Origin of the sequence: Pandoraea sp. NPDC087047 (genome assembly GCF_044745225.1) — a bacterium.
In the GTDB taxonomy this organism is placed as follows: domain Bacteria; phylum Pseudomonadota; class Gammaproteobacteria; order Burkholderiales; family Burkholderiaceae; genus Pandoraea.
Window position 1 is genome coordinate 21753 of the sequence record NZ_JBIUZU010000019.1, and the last position, 17144, is coordinate 38896.

Annotated in this window: 10 protein-coding genes and 1 pseudogene; 2 read left to right on the forward strand and 9 right to left on the reverse strand. The window is 55.8% G+C overall.

Going from position 1 to position 17144, the window contains the following annotated elements:
- Positions 1-58: 58 nt before the first annotated feature.
- Together ACIPHM_RS23980 and ACIPHM_RS23985 are read left to right on the forward strand one after the other, a co-directional pair.
- Positions 59-1033, forward strand: coding sequence for an AAA family ATPase (locus ACIPHM_RS23980; protein WP_400334018.1), 975 nt, complete (start codon positions 59-61; stop codon positions 1031-1033).
- Positions 1034-1056: 23 nt separating this feature from the next.
- Positions 1057-3630, forward strand: a complete 2574-nt coding sequence (locus ACIPHM_RS23985; RefSeq protein ID WP_400334021.1) for a S8 family peptidase — start codon at positions 1057-1059, stop codon at positions 3628-3630.
- A 91-nt stretch (positions 3631-3721) separates the two neighbouring features.
- On the opposite strand, the pseudogene ACIPHM_RS23990 reads toward ACIPHM_RS23985, so the two are convergent.
- The 9 genes and pseudogenes from ACIPHM_RS23990 to ACIPHM_RS24030 all read right to left on the reverse strand — a co-directional run.
- Positions 3722-3865 (reverse strand): annotated as a pseudogene (locus ACIPHM_RS23990) (IS3 family transposase); the annotation flags it as partial.
- Positions 3866-3910: 45 nt separating this feature from the next.
- Positions 3911-4501, reverse strand: a complete 591-nt coding sequence (locus ACIPHM_RS23995) for a hypothetical protein (protein ID WP_400334024.1) — start codon at positions 4499-4501, stop codon at positions 3911-3913.
- Positions 4502-4566: 65 nt separating this feature from the next.
- Positions 4567-8148 carry a type I restriction endonuclease subunit R gene (locus tag ACIPHM_RS24000; protein ID WP_400334027.1) on the reverse strand — a complete coding sequence of 1194 codons (3582 nt, stop codon included), beginning with the start codon at positions 8146-8148 and terminating at the stop codon, positions 4567-4569.
- A 9-nt stretch (positions 8149-8157) separates the two neighbouring features.
- Entirely contained in the window at positions 8158-9435 is a 1278-nt protein-coding gene (locus tag ACIPHM_RS24005) for a hypothetical protein (protein ID WP_400334030.1), read from the reverse strand.
- Complete coding sequence (locus ACIPHM_RS24010; protein WP_400334033.1) at positions 9432-11501, reverse strand: N-6 DNA methylase; 2070 nt, start codon at positions 11499-11501, stop codon at positions 9432-9434. Before ACIPHM_RS24010 ends, ACIPHM_RS24005 begins: the two co-directional genes overlap by 4 nt.
- A gap of 572 nt (positions 11502-12073) precedes the next feature.
- Positions 12074-13261 (reverse strand): tyrosine-type recombinase/integrase, encoded by a 1188-nt coding sequence (locus ACIPHM_RS24015; RefSeq protein ID WP_400334035.1) that lies wholly within the window; start codon positions 13259-13261, stop codon positions 12074-12076.
- Between the two features lie 878 nt (positions 13262-14139).
- Positions 14140-15117: a tyrosine-type recombinase/integrase gene (locus ACIPHM_RS24020; protein WP_400334037.1), complete on the reverse strand. Its 978-nt coding sequence runs from the start codon at positions 15115-15117 to the stop codon at positions 14140-14142.
- 437 nt (positions 15118-15554) lie between these two features.
- Positions 15555-15776 (reverse strand): hypothetical protein, encoded by a 222-nt coding sequence (locus ACIPHM_RS24025; protein ID WP_400334040.1) that lies wholly within the window; start codon positions 15774-15776, stop codon positions 15555-15557.
- 561 nt (positions 15777-16337) lie between these two features.
- A complete protein-coding gene (locus tag ACIPHM_RS24030; protein ID WP_400334043.1) occupies positions 16338-17078 on the reverse strand; it encodes a Fic family protein in 741 nt (246 codons plus the stop codon).
- Between the last annotated feature and the right edge of the window lie 66 nt (positions 17079-17144).

Consider the following 17144-nt stretch of genomic DNA (forward strand, 5'->3'; position numbering starts at 1 on the left):
CAATGGGCACGCCAAAATTCGAGCCAAATCAACATGCTAGAATCCGGCTGGGGGAAATATGCCAAGAGCCGATCTTATTGTTAATCTTGTTCGCGCAGGTAGCCAGGGAGACCAGCAGTTGTTTCGGTCAACCGTGGAAGCCATGGCCGCGGAAGAGAGAGCGAAGCGCCATAACGTACTAGCCGACAGGTTGGTCGAAAATTTGCGCTCTACTACAGCCCCTGCACGATCGTCAGAAATTGCTCGCGGCCATGACGGAGGGCATGGTGGGTTGCTTTATGAAGTTGAGCCTCAACGCTCGTTCGATTCTATCCTTCTGGAATCGGCAATCAAACAGCCACTCGCGGAACTTGTTGAAGAGCAGCAACGACGCGAATTGCTCCGGTCGTATGGTCTTGAGCCAAGGCATCGAATATTGTTGTCCGGTCCCCCAGGGAACGGGAAGACTTCAACAGCCGAAGCTATTGCACGCGAACTTATGGTGCCGCTCTTTGTGGTTCGCTATGAGGCCGTTGTGGGAAGCTTTTTGGGGGAAACCAGCGGGCGGCTCAAACGGCTTTTCGATTTTGTTCGGACTCATCAGTGCGTGCTATTTTTTGACGAATTCGATACGCTGGGCAAAGAGCGCGGGGACACTAATGAGACGGGCGAAATAAAGCGCGTCGTTAGTTCGCTGTTGCTTCAAATCGATTCGTTACCAAGTCACGTTGTCGTCGTCACAGCAACCAACCACGCTGAGCTATTGGATAGAGCGGTTTGGCGCAGGTTTCAATTGAGACTGAATTTGCCATCACCTTCTTTGGCTCAAAAGTGTGCATGGTTTGAACGATTTGAACGCAAGCTAGGGACACGACTTGGCATTACTGCGAAAACGTTAGCCTCTCGCCTGAATGCGAGTAGCTTCTCTGAACTCGAGCAATTTTGCGAGGATGTTCATCGCCGCTACATCCTCGGGCTGCCGAATTCTAACTTGCGTAAAATAATTACCGATCGCCTGGAGCAATGGAAGAGTCGAATCGCCACTGAGAGCTAGTTGTCAACATAAGCAGAGAGTCGATGAGCCAACAACAAGAACTACCGCTTCTCCTCTTACCAACAACCGGCGTCTCGGATCGCGACAAACGACCGCCTGGTTTTGCGAGAATCCACGTGCCAGATGCGGCTCGCCAGATTGAGCGCATTGGACCAAGATTTGGTCGGCTTCAGGGCGCATTCGAGCAGCAGCGGCTTCAATTGCAAGCCAACGCCCCAAACGACAACCCTGAGCTCGTTGTCATATTCGAGACCATCGGTGCCATTGATGGCTTCTTGGGAGCAGTCAAAAAGACGCCGGGGCTTGAATGGCTCTTAGAAAGCGATGAGTCGGGCGTTGCGCCCGATGATGACTTCTTTGTCATCGAGGATGGAGTTCGATCGGACAAGCCGCTGAATGGTCGATTATTTCTACTCGGTAGCAATCGACAAGCCCTAAACGAGATCATCTCGCTTTGGGATTCATTTTGCGACAATCCCGCCGCTAAGCTTGCCTACGGTCTGGGTAAATGGAAGGACATCTTTCACCATCTCCATGACGTGCGCTTCTGGAATGCGCATGACAGAATCGGTCCTGCTATCAGGCAGTTTTGGCTTGATCGGCTCGAAAGCGGCGAACCAACAATTCGGTTTGAGATTGAGGCCTGGTGCTTTACCTCAGAAGAAAAGAATCGTCGCTCGGCCGTGCAGATTGGCGATTTGGTCGCTGCGCTTGATGGGCGGGTTTTGAGCAGCGCTCTTATTCCCGAAATTGCGTACCATGGCTTTCTCGTCGAGATGTCGATCGCCGGCGTTCACTCCCTACTCGGCGATGTGCCACCTGCATTGGCACTCTCGGAAAGCGTCATGTTTTTCCGTCCGCAAGGACAAGCGATCGCTGATAGCGAATTGGAACTTGACGTTCTTCCTCCAACCGTAAATCGAGCATTGGCGCCTCCTGATGGGCCCGCGATCGCTGCGCTTTTTGACGGCATGCCAATGCAAAATCACGCGTTGCTAGCGGGAAGAGTAACGATCGATGATCCCGACGATTGGGCCGCGACCTACGAAGCGCGAGACCGTATTCATGGAACAGCAATGGCTTCGCTCATTGTCCACGGGGAGCTAGATAGCAACGCGCAACCTCTTAGCTCTCCGCTGTACGTGCGTCCAATTATGCGGACAAGGCCCGCGGACATGCGGGTCCCCAAAGAGGAGGCGACTCCTGACAACCACCTGTTGCTTGATTTGTTCCATCGAGCTGTTAGACGAATGTTTGATGGCGAAGGAGAGCAGGGCCCGACAGCTCCCAGCGTCAAAGTCATTAACGTATCTATCGGTGACATCTTTCGACCGTTCGGTGCAGAGCTGTCGCCTTGGGCTCGGCTATTGGACTGGCTCTCGAGCAAGTACAACGTGCTCTTTATCGTTAGTGCAGGGAATCACAGTGCCGATCTTAAATTTACCGATACGCCGAGAGAAACTATCGGCGAAATTGACTTAGATGAACTCGAAAAGCTTGCGGCGAGCGCGGCGTTTTCCAATGGGGCCAGCAGACGAATCCTCGCGCCGGCGGAGTCGTTGAATGCGTTAACGATCGGAGCGCTTCACGCGGATGCTGCCATTTTTCCTCGAGTACCGGGTCGCTATGATGTATTCGCGGCGGACTTCGTTGCCGCTTACTCGAGAGTCGGTAATGGTTTCCGGCGAGCAATCAAGCCCGAACTCCTGTTTCCGGGAGGGCGAATGCTATATCGTGAGCAATTCGGGCCAGCGAATTCAACTGAGCTTTCTGGTATCAACAGCCCAGCTGCACCCGGGCATAAAGTCGCGACGCCGCCTCGTCAAGGAGGCGAAAACACCGTTTATTCTCGTGGAACCAGCAACGCAACGGCGTTGGCAACTCGTGGGGCCGTTCAGGTACATGCCGTCATTCAATCGCTTCGCGCCGATGACGCGCGACAGATTCCCGAACGCTATGACGCTGTACTGATGAAGGCGATGCTCGCGCACGGCGCTGAGTGGGGGGATCTTGAAAAGCGTCTTTTAGATACGCGGCCAGACCTTACCGATTGGCACAAGCAGAAGGATTTTGTGAGCCGAACAGTTGGGTACGGAAGGGCTAACATCTCTCGTGTGTTGAGCTGCACGGAGCAGCGGGCCACTCTGGTTGGCGTGGGGGAAATCGGCGAGGGGCAGGGTGTCGAGTTCCGCACCCCACTTCCACCTAGCCTGATTGCACAGGCTGTGCGCCGTCGCCTGACAGTCACCTTGGCTTGGATCTCGCCGACCAACCCGCGTCACGCAAGGTATCGTGGAGCTAGGCTGTGGATTGACCCTCCGGTCGAGCAGTTCGATGCAAACCGTAGAAATTGTCAATGGCAGCACGTTCAGCGTGGCACCCTGCAACACGAGATTATCGAGGGGGAAACCGCACTTGCGTTCGTGGATGGCAACGCTCTGGTGTTCAAAGTGAATTGTGTGAGCGACGCGGGAAAACTGACGGGGGCGGTTAAGTTCGCCATTTGCGTTTCGGTTGAAGTCGCGCCTGGGATCGGATTGCCGATCTATCAAGAAATTCGTGACCGCATCCGGCCGCAAGTTCAAATCGCCCCCTGATGCTCGCCCTTCAGTACCTTACGTTGAGAAGGTCTGGCGACCGCGTCTCTGTCTTGCAGTGGACTGATCGCGAGATGGTGTCTTGTAGTGGTCAACCCATTCCGGACGCTGCGTTAAGTTTCTCTTCCGCTACCGCTAGGCCATCGCTAAATTGATGTGGACGTAGCCAGTTGTATCGTTGCATCAGGTAATGGCTGATGTCCCGGTGAGCTTGCGTTGCCGTCATATATCCGATGATCATGCGCAAATGCGAGCTTATTACTGAAAGACTTGGGTATTCTCAGCCATTAAAAAGGTTCACACCAACGTGCACGACCCGCAACCGGTCATCGCTTGAATGTATGTGCATAGATTCATAGGCCCATTTCATCCCATGTGCTGCCGTATCGCCGTATTGGTCGAGCGGCTTATTCTTGTCCGCGTGCTCACGAAGGCCTTGAACCAGAGTTGCGATTCCCTTCTTCTTAACGTACTCGAACACATACCCCGTTCGCATTCGTCCAGTCGAGTAACGCTTGATGAGTTGCTCCAGTGCCTTCACATGGTAGACAGGACCATTGTAGATTTTTGCTTCTGCCAGTCGCTGTTGCCCACCAATGACCCCCTCCTGCCGGATGGTGAGATCCACTCGACCATTGCTGTAGCTCTCTCGTTGCACACAAAGTCCTGGATGTCGAAGCGAAGCGGCGAGGTACGCGGATAGTTTTTCCTCACAATCGCCGTTCAGATAATGCGCTTCAGCCTCCATTACGCTAACGCATTGTTCGATGTACTGTTCGAGGTATTGATCGAATTCTTCAGAATTATCAGCCTCCAGAATTCCACGGAGGCCCGGAAACCAATTGAGTAAGATTTTAAGGCTAATCTGCATCGTAATTGACCACCTATTTCATGGAACCGAGCGTCCACTGAACGCTGAACTTGTCCGCCCATTCATCAGAAGATTGATTTTCTACCCGGGACTTGGTGCTGCGCAACAGTCCAGCGATGCTGACGGGCGACAACGTGTCGCTCAAGGATTCCAACATCATCGGCGGACAGAAAATTCAAGACGGGGAGAAGCACAGATCGTGCAGGAATCCCTGAATTTTGTCCAACGGTGAGGACATCCGCGTGCGGCCGCTCTCCCGCCCGCGAACCTAGTTCGTCGAAGATAGCGTTTACAGCCATCTCCCATACTGCATTTGTTCCGAATCGCTCACGAACTACTTCCTGTGCTCGCCTTCGTGCAGCAGAAAGAAGTGCATTCTCACCACTTCCTGCCGACTGGAGTCCTGGGATTCCTGACAAATCGATATCTCTGCCTTCTTTAAGCAGGTCATAGACGAGCGCAGTGAAGGGCACTAAAGCTTGTTGATCCTGTTTTAGGAGGTGCTCCGCTTGTGCTTGGTGTGACAGCATGGCCCGAACAACTGCTGCTTGGACCGTCCCCTTGATATTCCCATTCATGGCCACCTCGCGCGAGTTGTTCGCCACTTGGGCCATCGTGTTGGCATCCTCGCGGGCAATCATGGCAACTTGGTTGGCCATTGCAACCTGATCGGCGAGTGGAGTGGCCTCCCCAAAAATGGAGTTCAATCGAGCGATAACCTGCGCAAGGTAAACCGGCACTGCCGCCTGCCCACCTCCGCCTGGCCCGATAGGCTTAAGAACGATCGAGTCGGGATCGGGCGCTCCGTCAATGTCCGGTACCTCCTTCGGCTTGATGTCGAAACCAGTCAGCACTAGTGCGGATACATCAACCTCGTCAGGCGGTACGCCGTCTAGCCGCTTGGAGAGCAGCCTTGCGAAGCTGGCAAAAGCCTCGAGACTGGTATCCCCAAAATCGATGGTCTGCGCGATGTAGGTGTAGAGCGCGCCAAACCGAGCCAACCCCGATTTGAAGTCAAGTAGTTGCTGAAGCCCTTCGGCTGCTTCATTTCGGCGGGCGTCGGCGGCTTTCATGCCGGACTCATTGCCGAGTGCATTAGCGGCTTCAAAAGCTGCCTCGGCCGCGTTGATTGTGCCGCGTGCTGCCTTGATCTGATCGTTGAACCGCTGGGTCGGTGCGCTGGTTGCAGCGTATAGCTCCTTGTGCTGCGCCTGCTCACCGGCGGCATAGGCTGCGGCCGATTTGAAGCGTACCGAGGTGTAGGCCGCCACCTCCGCGGGCGTATAGATGCAGGCTTTGTCTAACTCAATCTGCAGGTCGTAAACCACGTTGGGATCTTGGACGGTCTGGATCTCGGCGCCAGCGTCGTATTTGGCGAAAGCATCCAGCACTACCTGGGGTTCGTTGACGAAGTCGACGATAAACGTGGTGTCCTTGCCCGGGGCGATGCGATTGAGACGGGAGAGCGTCTGGACGATCTCCACCGGATTGGCGATTTTCTTGTCCAGGTACATCGCGCACAGCTTGGGCTGGTCGAATCCCGTCTGGAACTTGTTGGCCACGATCATCACCCGGAATTCGGGACGGTCAAAGACCTTGCGCAGGTCTGAACCATACTGGCGCGAGTTCATCGTACTTTCGGCGAACTGCTCATCATCCTCGGCAGCGAAAACGTCGTCTTTGAGCTGCTCGTCGGAGGGGTGTTTGACCTCCTTCCCCGTTAGGGAGCCAGAGAAGGCCACCAGGGCTCGGAATGGCTTGTGTTGGGGATTGACTTCGATGTAGGCATCGAAAGCTCGCTTGTAGCGAACGGCAGCCGCACGTGAGGACGTCACGATCATGGCCTTCGCAGTTCCACCTAGGAGCGGGGCGACGTTGGCAGCAAAGTGTTCGACAATGAACTCCACCTTTTGGATGACGTTGGTCGCATGCAGCGACAGCCACTTGGCCAAGGCACGCTTGGCGGCCTTGCTATCCACGCGCTTGCCATCCTTGGCGGGTTCACCGAGATTGAAGGCGGTCTTGTATGGCAGGTAGCCCGCCAGGACATCGAGGATAAAGCCTTCCTCGATGGCTTGGCGCATGGGGTACTTGTCGAAAGATACTGGCAGGTTGTCCTCGCTGGCCGGTCGGGTAGAATCGGCAGGACGCCCAAACAAGGTCAAGGTAGCGTGCTTGGGCGTGGCAGTGAACGCGAAATAGCTGACGTTGTTCGGCCTTACCCGCGAACTTTGAATCTTCTCCAGCAATTGCTCAATGGTCAGGCCTTCCATCGCCTTGGCGTCACGCAGGGCAAGCGTGGCCTGCAGCTTTGAAGCGGCGGTGCCCGTTTGGCTGGTATGGGCCTCGTCAATGATGACCGCGAAGTTGCGATCAGCCAGCTTCCCGTTGGTCAGGATCTGCTCCATCGCGTAGGGAAAGGTCTGGATCGTGACGACGATGATGGGTGTCTGGCGTTCAAGCGCTTGGGCCAGTTCGCCCGACTTGCTCCTGCCTGTATCCTTGTCGCCGATGGCGGCGATCATGTCGTGCTGGTGGTCGATCTGCTGGACGGCGTCCTGAAGCTGTTTGTCCAGTACCGTGCGATCGGTGACGACGATGACCGAATGGAAGAGGTTGACGCCATCCGCGGTGCGCAGGCGAATCAGGTCATGCGCGGTCCAGGCGATCGTGCTGGTCTTGCCGGAGCCTGCAGAGTGTTCGCACAGGTACGATTTACCCGGGCCATTAGCTTTGGCATCTTCGATCATGCGCCTGACGGCATTCCATTGATGGAAGCGCGGGAAGATCAGCGTTTCCTTCTTGTGGTGATTGCCGGCCAGGTCCACTACTTCCTTTTTCTCGGTGTAGACGAAGCCGTGGAAAATTCGCAGCCAATTGTCGCGCTGGCAGACCTGTTCCCAGAAGTGGGCCACCGGGTACTCGCCGTCGTCACGGATGGGATTGCCGGCGTGCCCGTCACGGCCCTGGTTGAAAGGCAAGAAATAAGTACCTGTGCCCGCCAATCTGGTGGTCATCTGAATGTCGCTGTCGGACACGGCGAAGTGGACGATGGCTCCGCGCTTGAATGCGAGGAGCGGTTCGACGCGCCGAGTGACGGGGTCCATCGGCAAGCGGTCGTTCTTGTACTGCTCCACTGCGGCACCTGCGGACTGGGTAAAGTCCGTCTTTACCTCAACCGTGGCCACTGGGATGCCATTGATGAAGAACACCAGGTCGATGGCCAACTGACTTCCAGGGCGGTACTTTAACTGCGGCACGACGCGCAGGATGTTGGCGTTGTAGCGCGCCCATGCGGACGGGTCGCGTTCGTCCTCGGGCAGGCCTTCGCTCAGGCTGATTTCGCCTGCTCCGGCAAGCTTGATACCGCGACGCAAGACATGGACCGTGCCTTCCTTGTTCAAGGCTTGTGCCAGGCGACCCATGAGCGTTGCTGTGGCCTTGTCACCGTTGCCAGCCACCAGTCGCTCCCAGCGCTTGGGCTGGGTGGCCTTCAGCCATGTGACCAGGTCCTCGGGATAGAGGGCATGGTTCTGGTTGTAGCCGGAGGTGTCGCCTACGTGCCAGCCGCGGGCGACCAGCTGCTTGACGATGTATTCCTCGAAGTAACGTTCGCGGTGGGCGGTATCAGTGAAGGCAGGGTGCATGGCGTGTCCTTAAGCCGCGTTGCGCAGGTCGAGCCTGCCGGTGACGGCGGCAGTAATGAGGGCGGTGCGGTGTTCGCTAAGCAATTCGATGGAGCGCTCGGTCTTTGCGATCAGGTTGTCGATCCGGACGGTGGCGCGGTCGAGGTAGTTGGCGATCTCTTCTTGCTCAGTCTCTGGGACGACCGGTAGCGGCACTTTAGCGAAGTTCTCAAAGCGAAGCGCCTGTCCGTCGCGAACCAGGTCAGACGTACTCTGTAGAGCTTGAATGTATGTAATGCTCTTAAAGAGCCAGCGGAAATAGCGGGGGACGACCGCCTTGATGGGGACGAGAGGTACGTAGGCTGAGCTCACCGAACCTTGATGTACGGAGTACTCCAAACCACCCTGGAAGCTACGCATGCTGATAACGAAGTCACCTGCATAGACCCGTTTGAGGATTTCTTGCCCCTTTTGGACTACTACGATACGACGACCTTCTCGTTCCATAAACTCTGCCTGGGGTAGAAGGCCATACTTTTGCGAAACCGTAAGTTGAATATCGCCATCCTTCGCTTTTTCATTACGCTCGGCAAAGAGTCGACGACTCTGGACAACCGACCAGTGCGTTGGCACCTCCCCCAGCCACTGCACCCCACTGTCCTTAATCGAAACGACAGCACTTGTCCCCTTGGTCACCGTATGTGTGATCAGTGCCCGGCGTTTATCGAGAAGAAGCTCGATAAAGCGGGTCTTCTTTGCGATCAGGTTGTCGATCCGGACGGTGGCGCGGTCGAGGTAGTTGGCGATCTCTTCTTGCTCAGTCTCTGGGACGACCGGTAGCGGCACTTTAGCGAAGTTCTCAAAGCGAAGCGCCTGTCCGTCGCGAACCAGGTCAGACGTACTCTGTAGAGCTTGAATGTATGTAATGCTCTTAAAGAGCCAGCGGAAATAGCGGGGGACGACCGCCTTGATGGGGACGAGAGGTACGTAGGCTGAGCTCACCGAACCTTGATGTACGGAGTACTCCAAACCACCCTGGAAGCTACGCATGCTGATAACGAAGTCACCTGCATAGACCCGTTTGAGGATTTCTTGCCCCTTTTGGACTACTACGATACGACGACCTTCTCGTTCCATAAACTCTGCCTGGGGTAGAAGGCCATACTTTTGCGAAACCGTAAGTTGAATATCGCCATCCTTCGCTTTTTCATTACGCTCGGCAAAGAGTCGACGACTCTGGACAACCGACCAGTGCGTTGGCACCTCCCCCAGCCACTGCACCCCACTGTCCTTCATTGGCACACTCATTCCGCTACCTCATCGAGCAATGCCGCAATTTCCGCTTCCACCGCTTTCAATTCAGCGTCAATTTCATGCAGATCGCGTGGCGGAGCATATTTGTAAAAGTAGCGGTTAAAGTTGATCTCGTAGCCAACCTTGCCGACCTTGCCGTCGCGGTCGTCGATGTAGCTAGCATCTACCCAAGCGTCCGGCACATGGGGCAGGACTTCAGCGCCCATGTAGTCGTTGATATCCCGGTCCAGCGGAACAGATTCGAAATCCTCCAGTTCTTTGTCAGGTGCTGGATTGCCTTCTGCATCCAAAGCGGCCGGCGCGTCGGGATCCCGGACACCGAATGCGGCCTCCAACGCGGTAGACAGCGGCTTGGTGATCTTGGGAAGGCCGACCTTCTTGGCGGTGGTGGTCAACGCGTCGAACCACTCATAGGGACATGTCTGGCCGAGATCTTTACGCAGCAGCGCAAGCCAGCCCCCCTGCGCGTCTTTGTTCAGCTTGGCAAAAGCGTTACTGGATTGAAGCGCCTCAAGTCCCGCTTCGCTTACCCGTGCCACCATGCGCAGCGGGCGCTGAACCTTAATTCGGCGGTAGCCGAACTCGCGATAACTGACGATGCGGACATTCTCACCGGGCGTAAAGTCGGCATACAGCCGAGCGATGGAATGGATCTGCTCGTCGCTGATCAGGCGGCGTTTGTTGCCTTCGCCCTTGAGCATAGGGGAGTGGCAAGAGGTTGCATCAATCAGTTGGACCTTGCCTTTGCGCACCTTGGGCTTACTGTTGGTCAGGACCCAGATGTAGGTGCTGATGCCTGTGCGGAAGAAAATGTCGGTAGGAAGCGCAACGATCGTCTCGATGTAGTCGTTTTCGAGCAGCCAACGCCGAATCTCTGATTCGCCGTGGCCGGCATTTCCTGTGAACAGCGGCGAGCCGGATAGCACGATGGCCGCCCGACCGCCTCCGTTTTGGGGGGGCTCAAGTTTGTCGACCAAGTGCTGGACGAAGAGCATCGATCCATCTGACACCCGGGGGGTTCCAGCGCCGAAGCGCCCACCGAAGCCCTTCTCATTTGCCTCGCGCTCGACCACGGCCTGATCTTTCTCCCACTTCTTGCCAAAGGGAGGATTCGCAAGGCAATAGTGAAAGTGCCTACCTGCGTAGGCGTCGCGGGAGAGAGTGGATGCCGGTCCAGCAATGTTCGCTGAGAGGTCACGTGTCGGCTCAGTTTCAAGTCGACGCAATAGCATATTCGCGAGCCCCACCGCATGGGTCTCGGGCTCCAACTCCTGCCCATAGGGGATCAAAACGGGCGGGACCTTGTCCTTCGCCCGAAAGCCGTCAACATGGTTCATCGCATCGGTAAGAAAACCACCGGTGCCGCATGTGGGGTCATACAGCGTCCGAATGAGGCCAGGGCTATTCTTAAACAGCGCGTCGTCCGGAGCCAGCAACAAGGTGGTGGCCAAGTGAACCACGTCACGAGGCGTCATGAAGTCTTCAGCAGCCTCATTGACCTCCGCGCCAAATCGACGGATCAGGTGTTCATAGATATTGGACATCACACGATCGGGTACGACATCCGGGTGGAGATCGGTCGATGCGAAGTTCTGACAGATCTTGAAGAGGTTCTCGGCCCGCGCCAGGCGTGCGATCGTGTCGGCGAAGTTGAACTGTTCGAAGATGACTCGGGCGTTGTCCGAGAATGCTGCGATATACGCTTCGAGGTTGGACTTCGTCTTGGTCGCTCCCAGAGTGGCCAACGAATACTGTGATGTGTTGTAGAAGGGCAACCCTGCCGTCTGCCGCATGACCAGGGCCACGTCGATTCCCTTGTCCTTGACCTTCGCGTGCATGGCCCGAACAGCATCGCGGGATGGTTCCAGAACGCATTCAAGACGACGCAGCAAGGTAAATGGAAGGATGATCTTGCCGAAATCGGTGTGCTTGAAGTCACCCCAAAGGTCTTCGGCGTTCTTCCAAATGAAGGCTGCTAGCGTGGTGTCCGTCGACGACGGTGTTGCGGCGATTGCATTCCGCCCGTTCATGGTAGTTGTTGATGTGGAGACAGATGCCATAAGGTTTTTTGCTGTGCAAAGCTGGTTGAGTCTGTATTCGGTATGTTAACTTAACCTCGGTCCGTCTACGCATGGCAATGAACACACCATGTCGTGCCTGGCGCCAGGAAACTCCGTGTGGGACGCTCGTCCTCAATTGCTGGCTGGGTGTTGGCTTGAGAAACACTCCGTGGTCCATAGCGGCGGATTGGAGGGAGTATCAAGAGGAAGTTCTTGCGGTATCTCGGATTCAAAGACACCACGGACGACGCAATTAAGAGGGGGTGCCTAAATCCACCTTGGTGCCATCACTGCAGCCCCCAAACTATTCGGCAGTTTATTCCTTGAACCTCCCGTGGCGCTGAAGGGGCGAGGATGGGGGCGATCCCCGGACGAGAAGGAGCAGCTTGAAGCATTGAGAGAGTGTCTGCAGGAGGCAACTTCTGCCATTGCCCAGATCCGGCATTCGTCGTTCGACATGCTTCATGCGGAGCCTGATTTCGCGCTTCGTTCACTCACGAGCCTAAACGACGACACTGGCAAGGTGAAGGCCTTGGATCAACGGGCAAAAGCCGCTCGGTTGTTCACGGATGCTAGCCACCTAGGTACTTGGCCCAGTCCTGCATCATCTTGGCGCGCTTTTCGAAAAGGTCACCACGGGCGTATGCCGCTTCTGCCTTGTTCTTTACCGTATGGGCAAGAGCGGCTTCTGCGACCTCGCGCGGATATTGGGTCGTTTCCCCAACCCAGTCGCGGAACGTTGAGCGAAAGCCGTGGGCTGTGATATCGCTACGTTCCATCCGCTTTAGCAATTGAAGGAACGCCATGTTGGACATGGGGTTGCCGCGCTTCTGACCGGGGAAAACGAATTCTCCGGTTGAGTGCGATTGCATGTGCTTCAGGATTTTTAGCGCTTGCTCGGAGAGCGGAACGCGATGTTCCTTCTCAGTCTTCATGCGCGATGAGGGGATAATCCAAATGCGGTTGCCGATTGTTATTTCATCCCAACGCGCTCCGATGGTTTCGTTGGTTCTCGTTGCCGTAAGAATGAGGAACTCAAGCGCGAGTGCGGCAACGCCTGCCTGCGAACGAAGTGCCTTTATGAACCCTGGAGCGTCGCTATAGGGAAGTGCCGGATGGTGCTCTACCTTTTGAACCTTGGATCGCTTGGGTAGTAAGTGGTCTAGGTGCCCCTTCCAGCGGGCGGGATTTTCGCCCGTGCGATGTCCGCTAACAGTGGCCCAGTCTAAAACTGATTCGATTCGTCCACGAACGCGAGTCGCGGTTTCCGTCTTGGTCTTCCAGATCGGTTCGAGCACCTTCATGACCAGTGTCGTATCGATGGAGGAGATAGGAATCTCCTTGAAAACGGGGGCCGCGTATGTTTCTAGTGTGCTTGTCCACTGTGCCGCATGTTTTGTATTTTTCCAGCCGGCCTTGTGAGCATCAATGTACGCTTCGGCGCACTCCATAAAGGTCTTGTTTTTCGCGTTGGCGACCTTGCGGGAGACACGCTGCTGTTCCTTTTCATCCAAGGGGTCGCGTCCGTCCAGCAGTATCTTTCTGCATTCCAGGGCGCGCGTTCTGGCTTCGGCGAGACTGATCGTATGAAGAGGGCCCAAGCCCATAGCCCGTGCCTTGCCGTCGCGCATATATCTGTACAGCCACGACTTGACCCCGGCCTTTGTAATCTGAAGATAGAGACCGCCTCCGTCAGCGTACAGTCCGGGTTTGACGTTGCGCGCGACGCCCCGCGCGCTCAACCGATTGATGGTGCGCATTCGAATTCTCCGACATACAAATCGACTATCAAAATTATACGGGAATTGGGTGGCATCACCTATACTTCTGTGGACGTATTTTTTGTTTATGTTGTTGATTTGCAATGAAATTATTGCATTTTGTGGAATGCTGTGGACGTTGACTTGTATCCCCCTCTCTCCGCCACGGATGTTTAAAGGGCTCCCCGCTAGGGAGCCCTTTCGCGTTTTACTATAGGGCGGATGTTTACTATTGGGGCTCGCCCGAGTGCCCCAGAAAAACTAGCAATCCGTCATCACGTCACGCACTTTGAATACTCGTGATCGAGCGGAGCGATACATCCGCACGAGAAGTGGGCCGCGCACTTGCAGGTCGCCTTTCGAGATGTCGACGATGTCGCGGCGGCATTGCATGACGGCGTCATACTCGTCTTCTAGATAGTCCTTCCATACGGACTCGCGGTTTCGGCGGTGCAGGTACGTGGACAGAGCGTTTGCGACGGCTGGCGAGAATAGGAATGCACCCTGAGTTCGGCTTGCCTCACCTTTGCATATCCGGCGTCGTAAAGGGCGCCAAGGCTCTTCTCTCTGGCATCCGGTAGGTCAACGCAATAAAGGGCAGCCGTCGACATAGCCTCGTAATACAACTCAATCCCCGAAAGCGCATCAATCAATTCTTGATAGGCAGTCGCCTTGATCTCCCAGTGCTTTCGGTAGCGATGGTCTCTGTTCTGAAAATATGAAGTCAACAGAGCGGACGCAAGCGCGGCAACTGGAATCTGAAGGTAGGCCCAGAGCGAGCTTATATCTATCATGACGCGAAATGTTGTGAGGCAGAAGCAGCAGTTTATCTGCTGTGCCCCCACCTCAGGGGAGCGCCGTTCGCTACCTTAGCGGCATTACGCGTTGCGGTTTTCGCCGGTACACCCTAGCGTCAAGCGACTATCTGCGTGTGCGAGAAGCGCTTGCGCGTGCTCAAGCGTTTCCGCATCACTGGCGCGCTTGGCACGAAGGTCATGCTCGGTGAACCGAACTTCCCCCTTTGTTTCTGCCAACACACGCCGCATAAATCCTTGCCACATTGAATCCCATGAACCGGCTCTCCCCGTCTTTTCGTTGAGAAAGGGTTCACCTCGTTGAGTGCAGAAGAGCCATTCGGATGCATGCGTTGGCCTAACAGCTTTCGCTTCCTCGACGGCCTCCTGCAACGCATCCGTCCATTCGATAATCAATCGTTTGCGAGTGGTGTTCGCCGTCTTTGCCGGCATTACGTGAATTCCGTCGTCTTTCAGGTCATCGAGACGAAGCCGCAATAGATCCCCGCGACGCAATCCCGTGAGCAGCTTTACGCGCATATACGCTTGCACGGCGAGGACGCTGCCAGCTTTCCGCTTCGACGTCAGCGAGAAGCACTCGACGATTTCCCAGTCTTCTACGTACCGAATCCTTGGCGGAATGCTAGCCAGGCGCAACTCGCCTTTGAATGGGTGTCGGTCGATGTACCCCCACTCGACAGCTTTCGTCAGTGCATGTGACAACACTTCGACCTCGCGACGCGCAGCCACCTTCGCCCCTCGGTTATCGATGTACTGATAGACGTGACGAGGCTTGATGCCGCTGAGAGGCATGCGCCCGAAAACCGGCTTAAGCGCCTTCAACGCAGACGTGTTTTGCGCTTGTGTCGTTACCGCCTTGGTTGGCAAAACTTCGCGCGCATAGCGCTCTAGCAACTTGTCGATGGTTCGCACGTTTTCCAGATCGGCAAGCCGATCCGACCAGACTCGATATGCCTCCACCTGTCCATCCTCGAAGACGCGTCGACGGACGATCCACTCAGGGCGAAACGGCGAGTAATTCAAAACGTTGGTCTCATTCATCGCAAACCTCTATCTCTCTGATCAGGGTCCCCGCGCGTTGATTGCTTGGGGGTAGATGTTCCTGTCGCGCCTGATCTGGCGGGCGATTCCGATGACTTGTACGTTAAGTATTAGTAGTTCAAGTCTACGGGCGCACTTCGTGCGTCCGCCGTCCTCGACCCTGCGGGCGGCGGGCGCTCGCAGTGCTTCCTGGCTGTTGTCCCGTAACCCATCACGGACAAGACGAGCGATAGCGCGCCGTTGACGACTAAAAGGTTTGGCAGGAGGGCCAGAATGCAAAGGTATGAGGTGATGGCGAACGCGCGAGGTAATACCCGCTGCTCGGTCACGCAAGCCACGCAGAGCCGCGCGATAACCGCCCGGACTCCACAGGCACGCATACGCAACCCTCTCTCCGGGTACGGCGCTGACACTCCTATGAACCGCTGAAGGGGCGATTATGCGTCGAGAAAGTCAGCCTTCAATTTTTGGCATTCACAGACGAGTTCGACGGTCATTTCGCCAAGCTCCTCGAAGATCGCGAGCAGGAAGCGGTGGGGGATTTCTTTGCCACCGTCTACGGTCGTGCATGTCGTCAGCGCGAGGATGCGCTCGGAGAGGGCACTGAGTTTGTCGACGGAGGCCGGGACTAAGGGAATTGCGGGAGGATGAAGCGTCATGCTGGGCACCTCTAACTAGCCAATCTGAGATTCCCGCCACCCGCTGCATTGCGCAGGGGTGGGCGGGCACTGGACTAGGTTAGCGAACCGCTGATGCACCAGGCTAAGGCGGCACACCCGAAGGTGTCCCAATCCAGGCCCACCCATAGAAAGGATGCGCGTGGTTGATCGCACACGAAAGCCGCAATGTTCTGCGGCTGTGTGCCCTGGATTCATCATTCGGGTCGCTAAACCCGGTCGCGTTTGGGGCGCGACGGGAACAAGATTATCGAACTGGCTTTGTGGGCACCACGCGTTCAGAGTCGCATTCTAGGTCACTCGTTGAGATTCAGAACATTCCGATGCCTCAATAGGGATTCTCCTTGGTCGACGGGGGCGGTCTGAACAATGTGTTGCACGAAAACGGAGCTTTGGGCCCCACTCGCATGTACGCGGGCGATTGCTTCAACCGCGTCTAAGGACACTGTTTCGTATCCGCTCGGGAACGAAAGCCGTCAAAGCGGTGCAATTTCGGCATTTCGTTCCCGCTCGGGAACGGAATCTATCGAATGACGGCGTTGTTTACTCGGAATCCACTTCGGGCCAGAGCTTCGGAAACAAGAATCTCAAGCTCTTTAGCGGCAGAGCGAAGGCGAGATTATCCCGATGTGAGTCAGAACGAAGAATCCCGAAATCCAAAAGGCTCCGGGTAATGCGCCTCGCAGTTGCATCGCTCTCTCCGAGAATTTGTGCGAATTCTGCCCGCGAAAGCGGTCGGGTACGAGCGATGAATTCGAGGGCTAGGGCCGACTTCTCAGGTCTGATAACCGATTTGTCGGAACCTATCTGCCAAGGGTTTGCGTCGAGGTAGTAGAGCAGGTCACGTAGCCGTGCCGTGAATCCGCCGAACTCCATCATTTTCAACATGAAGGTGACCTGATCCAGACAGCAGTCGAGGAAGTAATTGATGAACTTGACTAGCTCCTCCTGCGACAGGTTGCCTCTTCCGTCCAAGTCGTTGCGTCGAGACATATCCGCTGCGGCGAGGCGAGCGTACTCATCGTGGGTACGAGCGAATCCGTGTAACGGGGACCAAAGGCCGTCGGTCAATCCAGATGCGTGTAGCGTCAAATGCGAATGCAAGCGGCAGACGCGACCATTGCCGTCGATGAACGGGTGTATCCACGCGAGGCGATGATGTGAGCAAGCTGTCGCTATCAGTTGGTACTCAGAGGCCTTGATGCGGGAGTAGCGCTTCCCCCATTCCTCCATTAGCTGGGGCATGAGATCTACGGGGGGGGGTGCCCCTATGTAGTTCGTCAAGCACTGGTGGCAGTTTTGGGTTGATAAAAAGTGCCGTCGCGCAGCATGGCAAAAAGGACGTCGCAG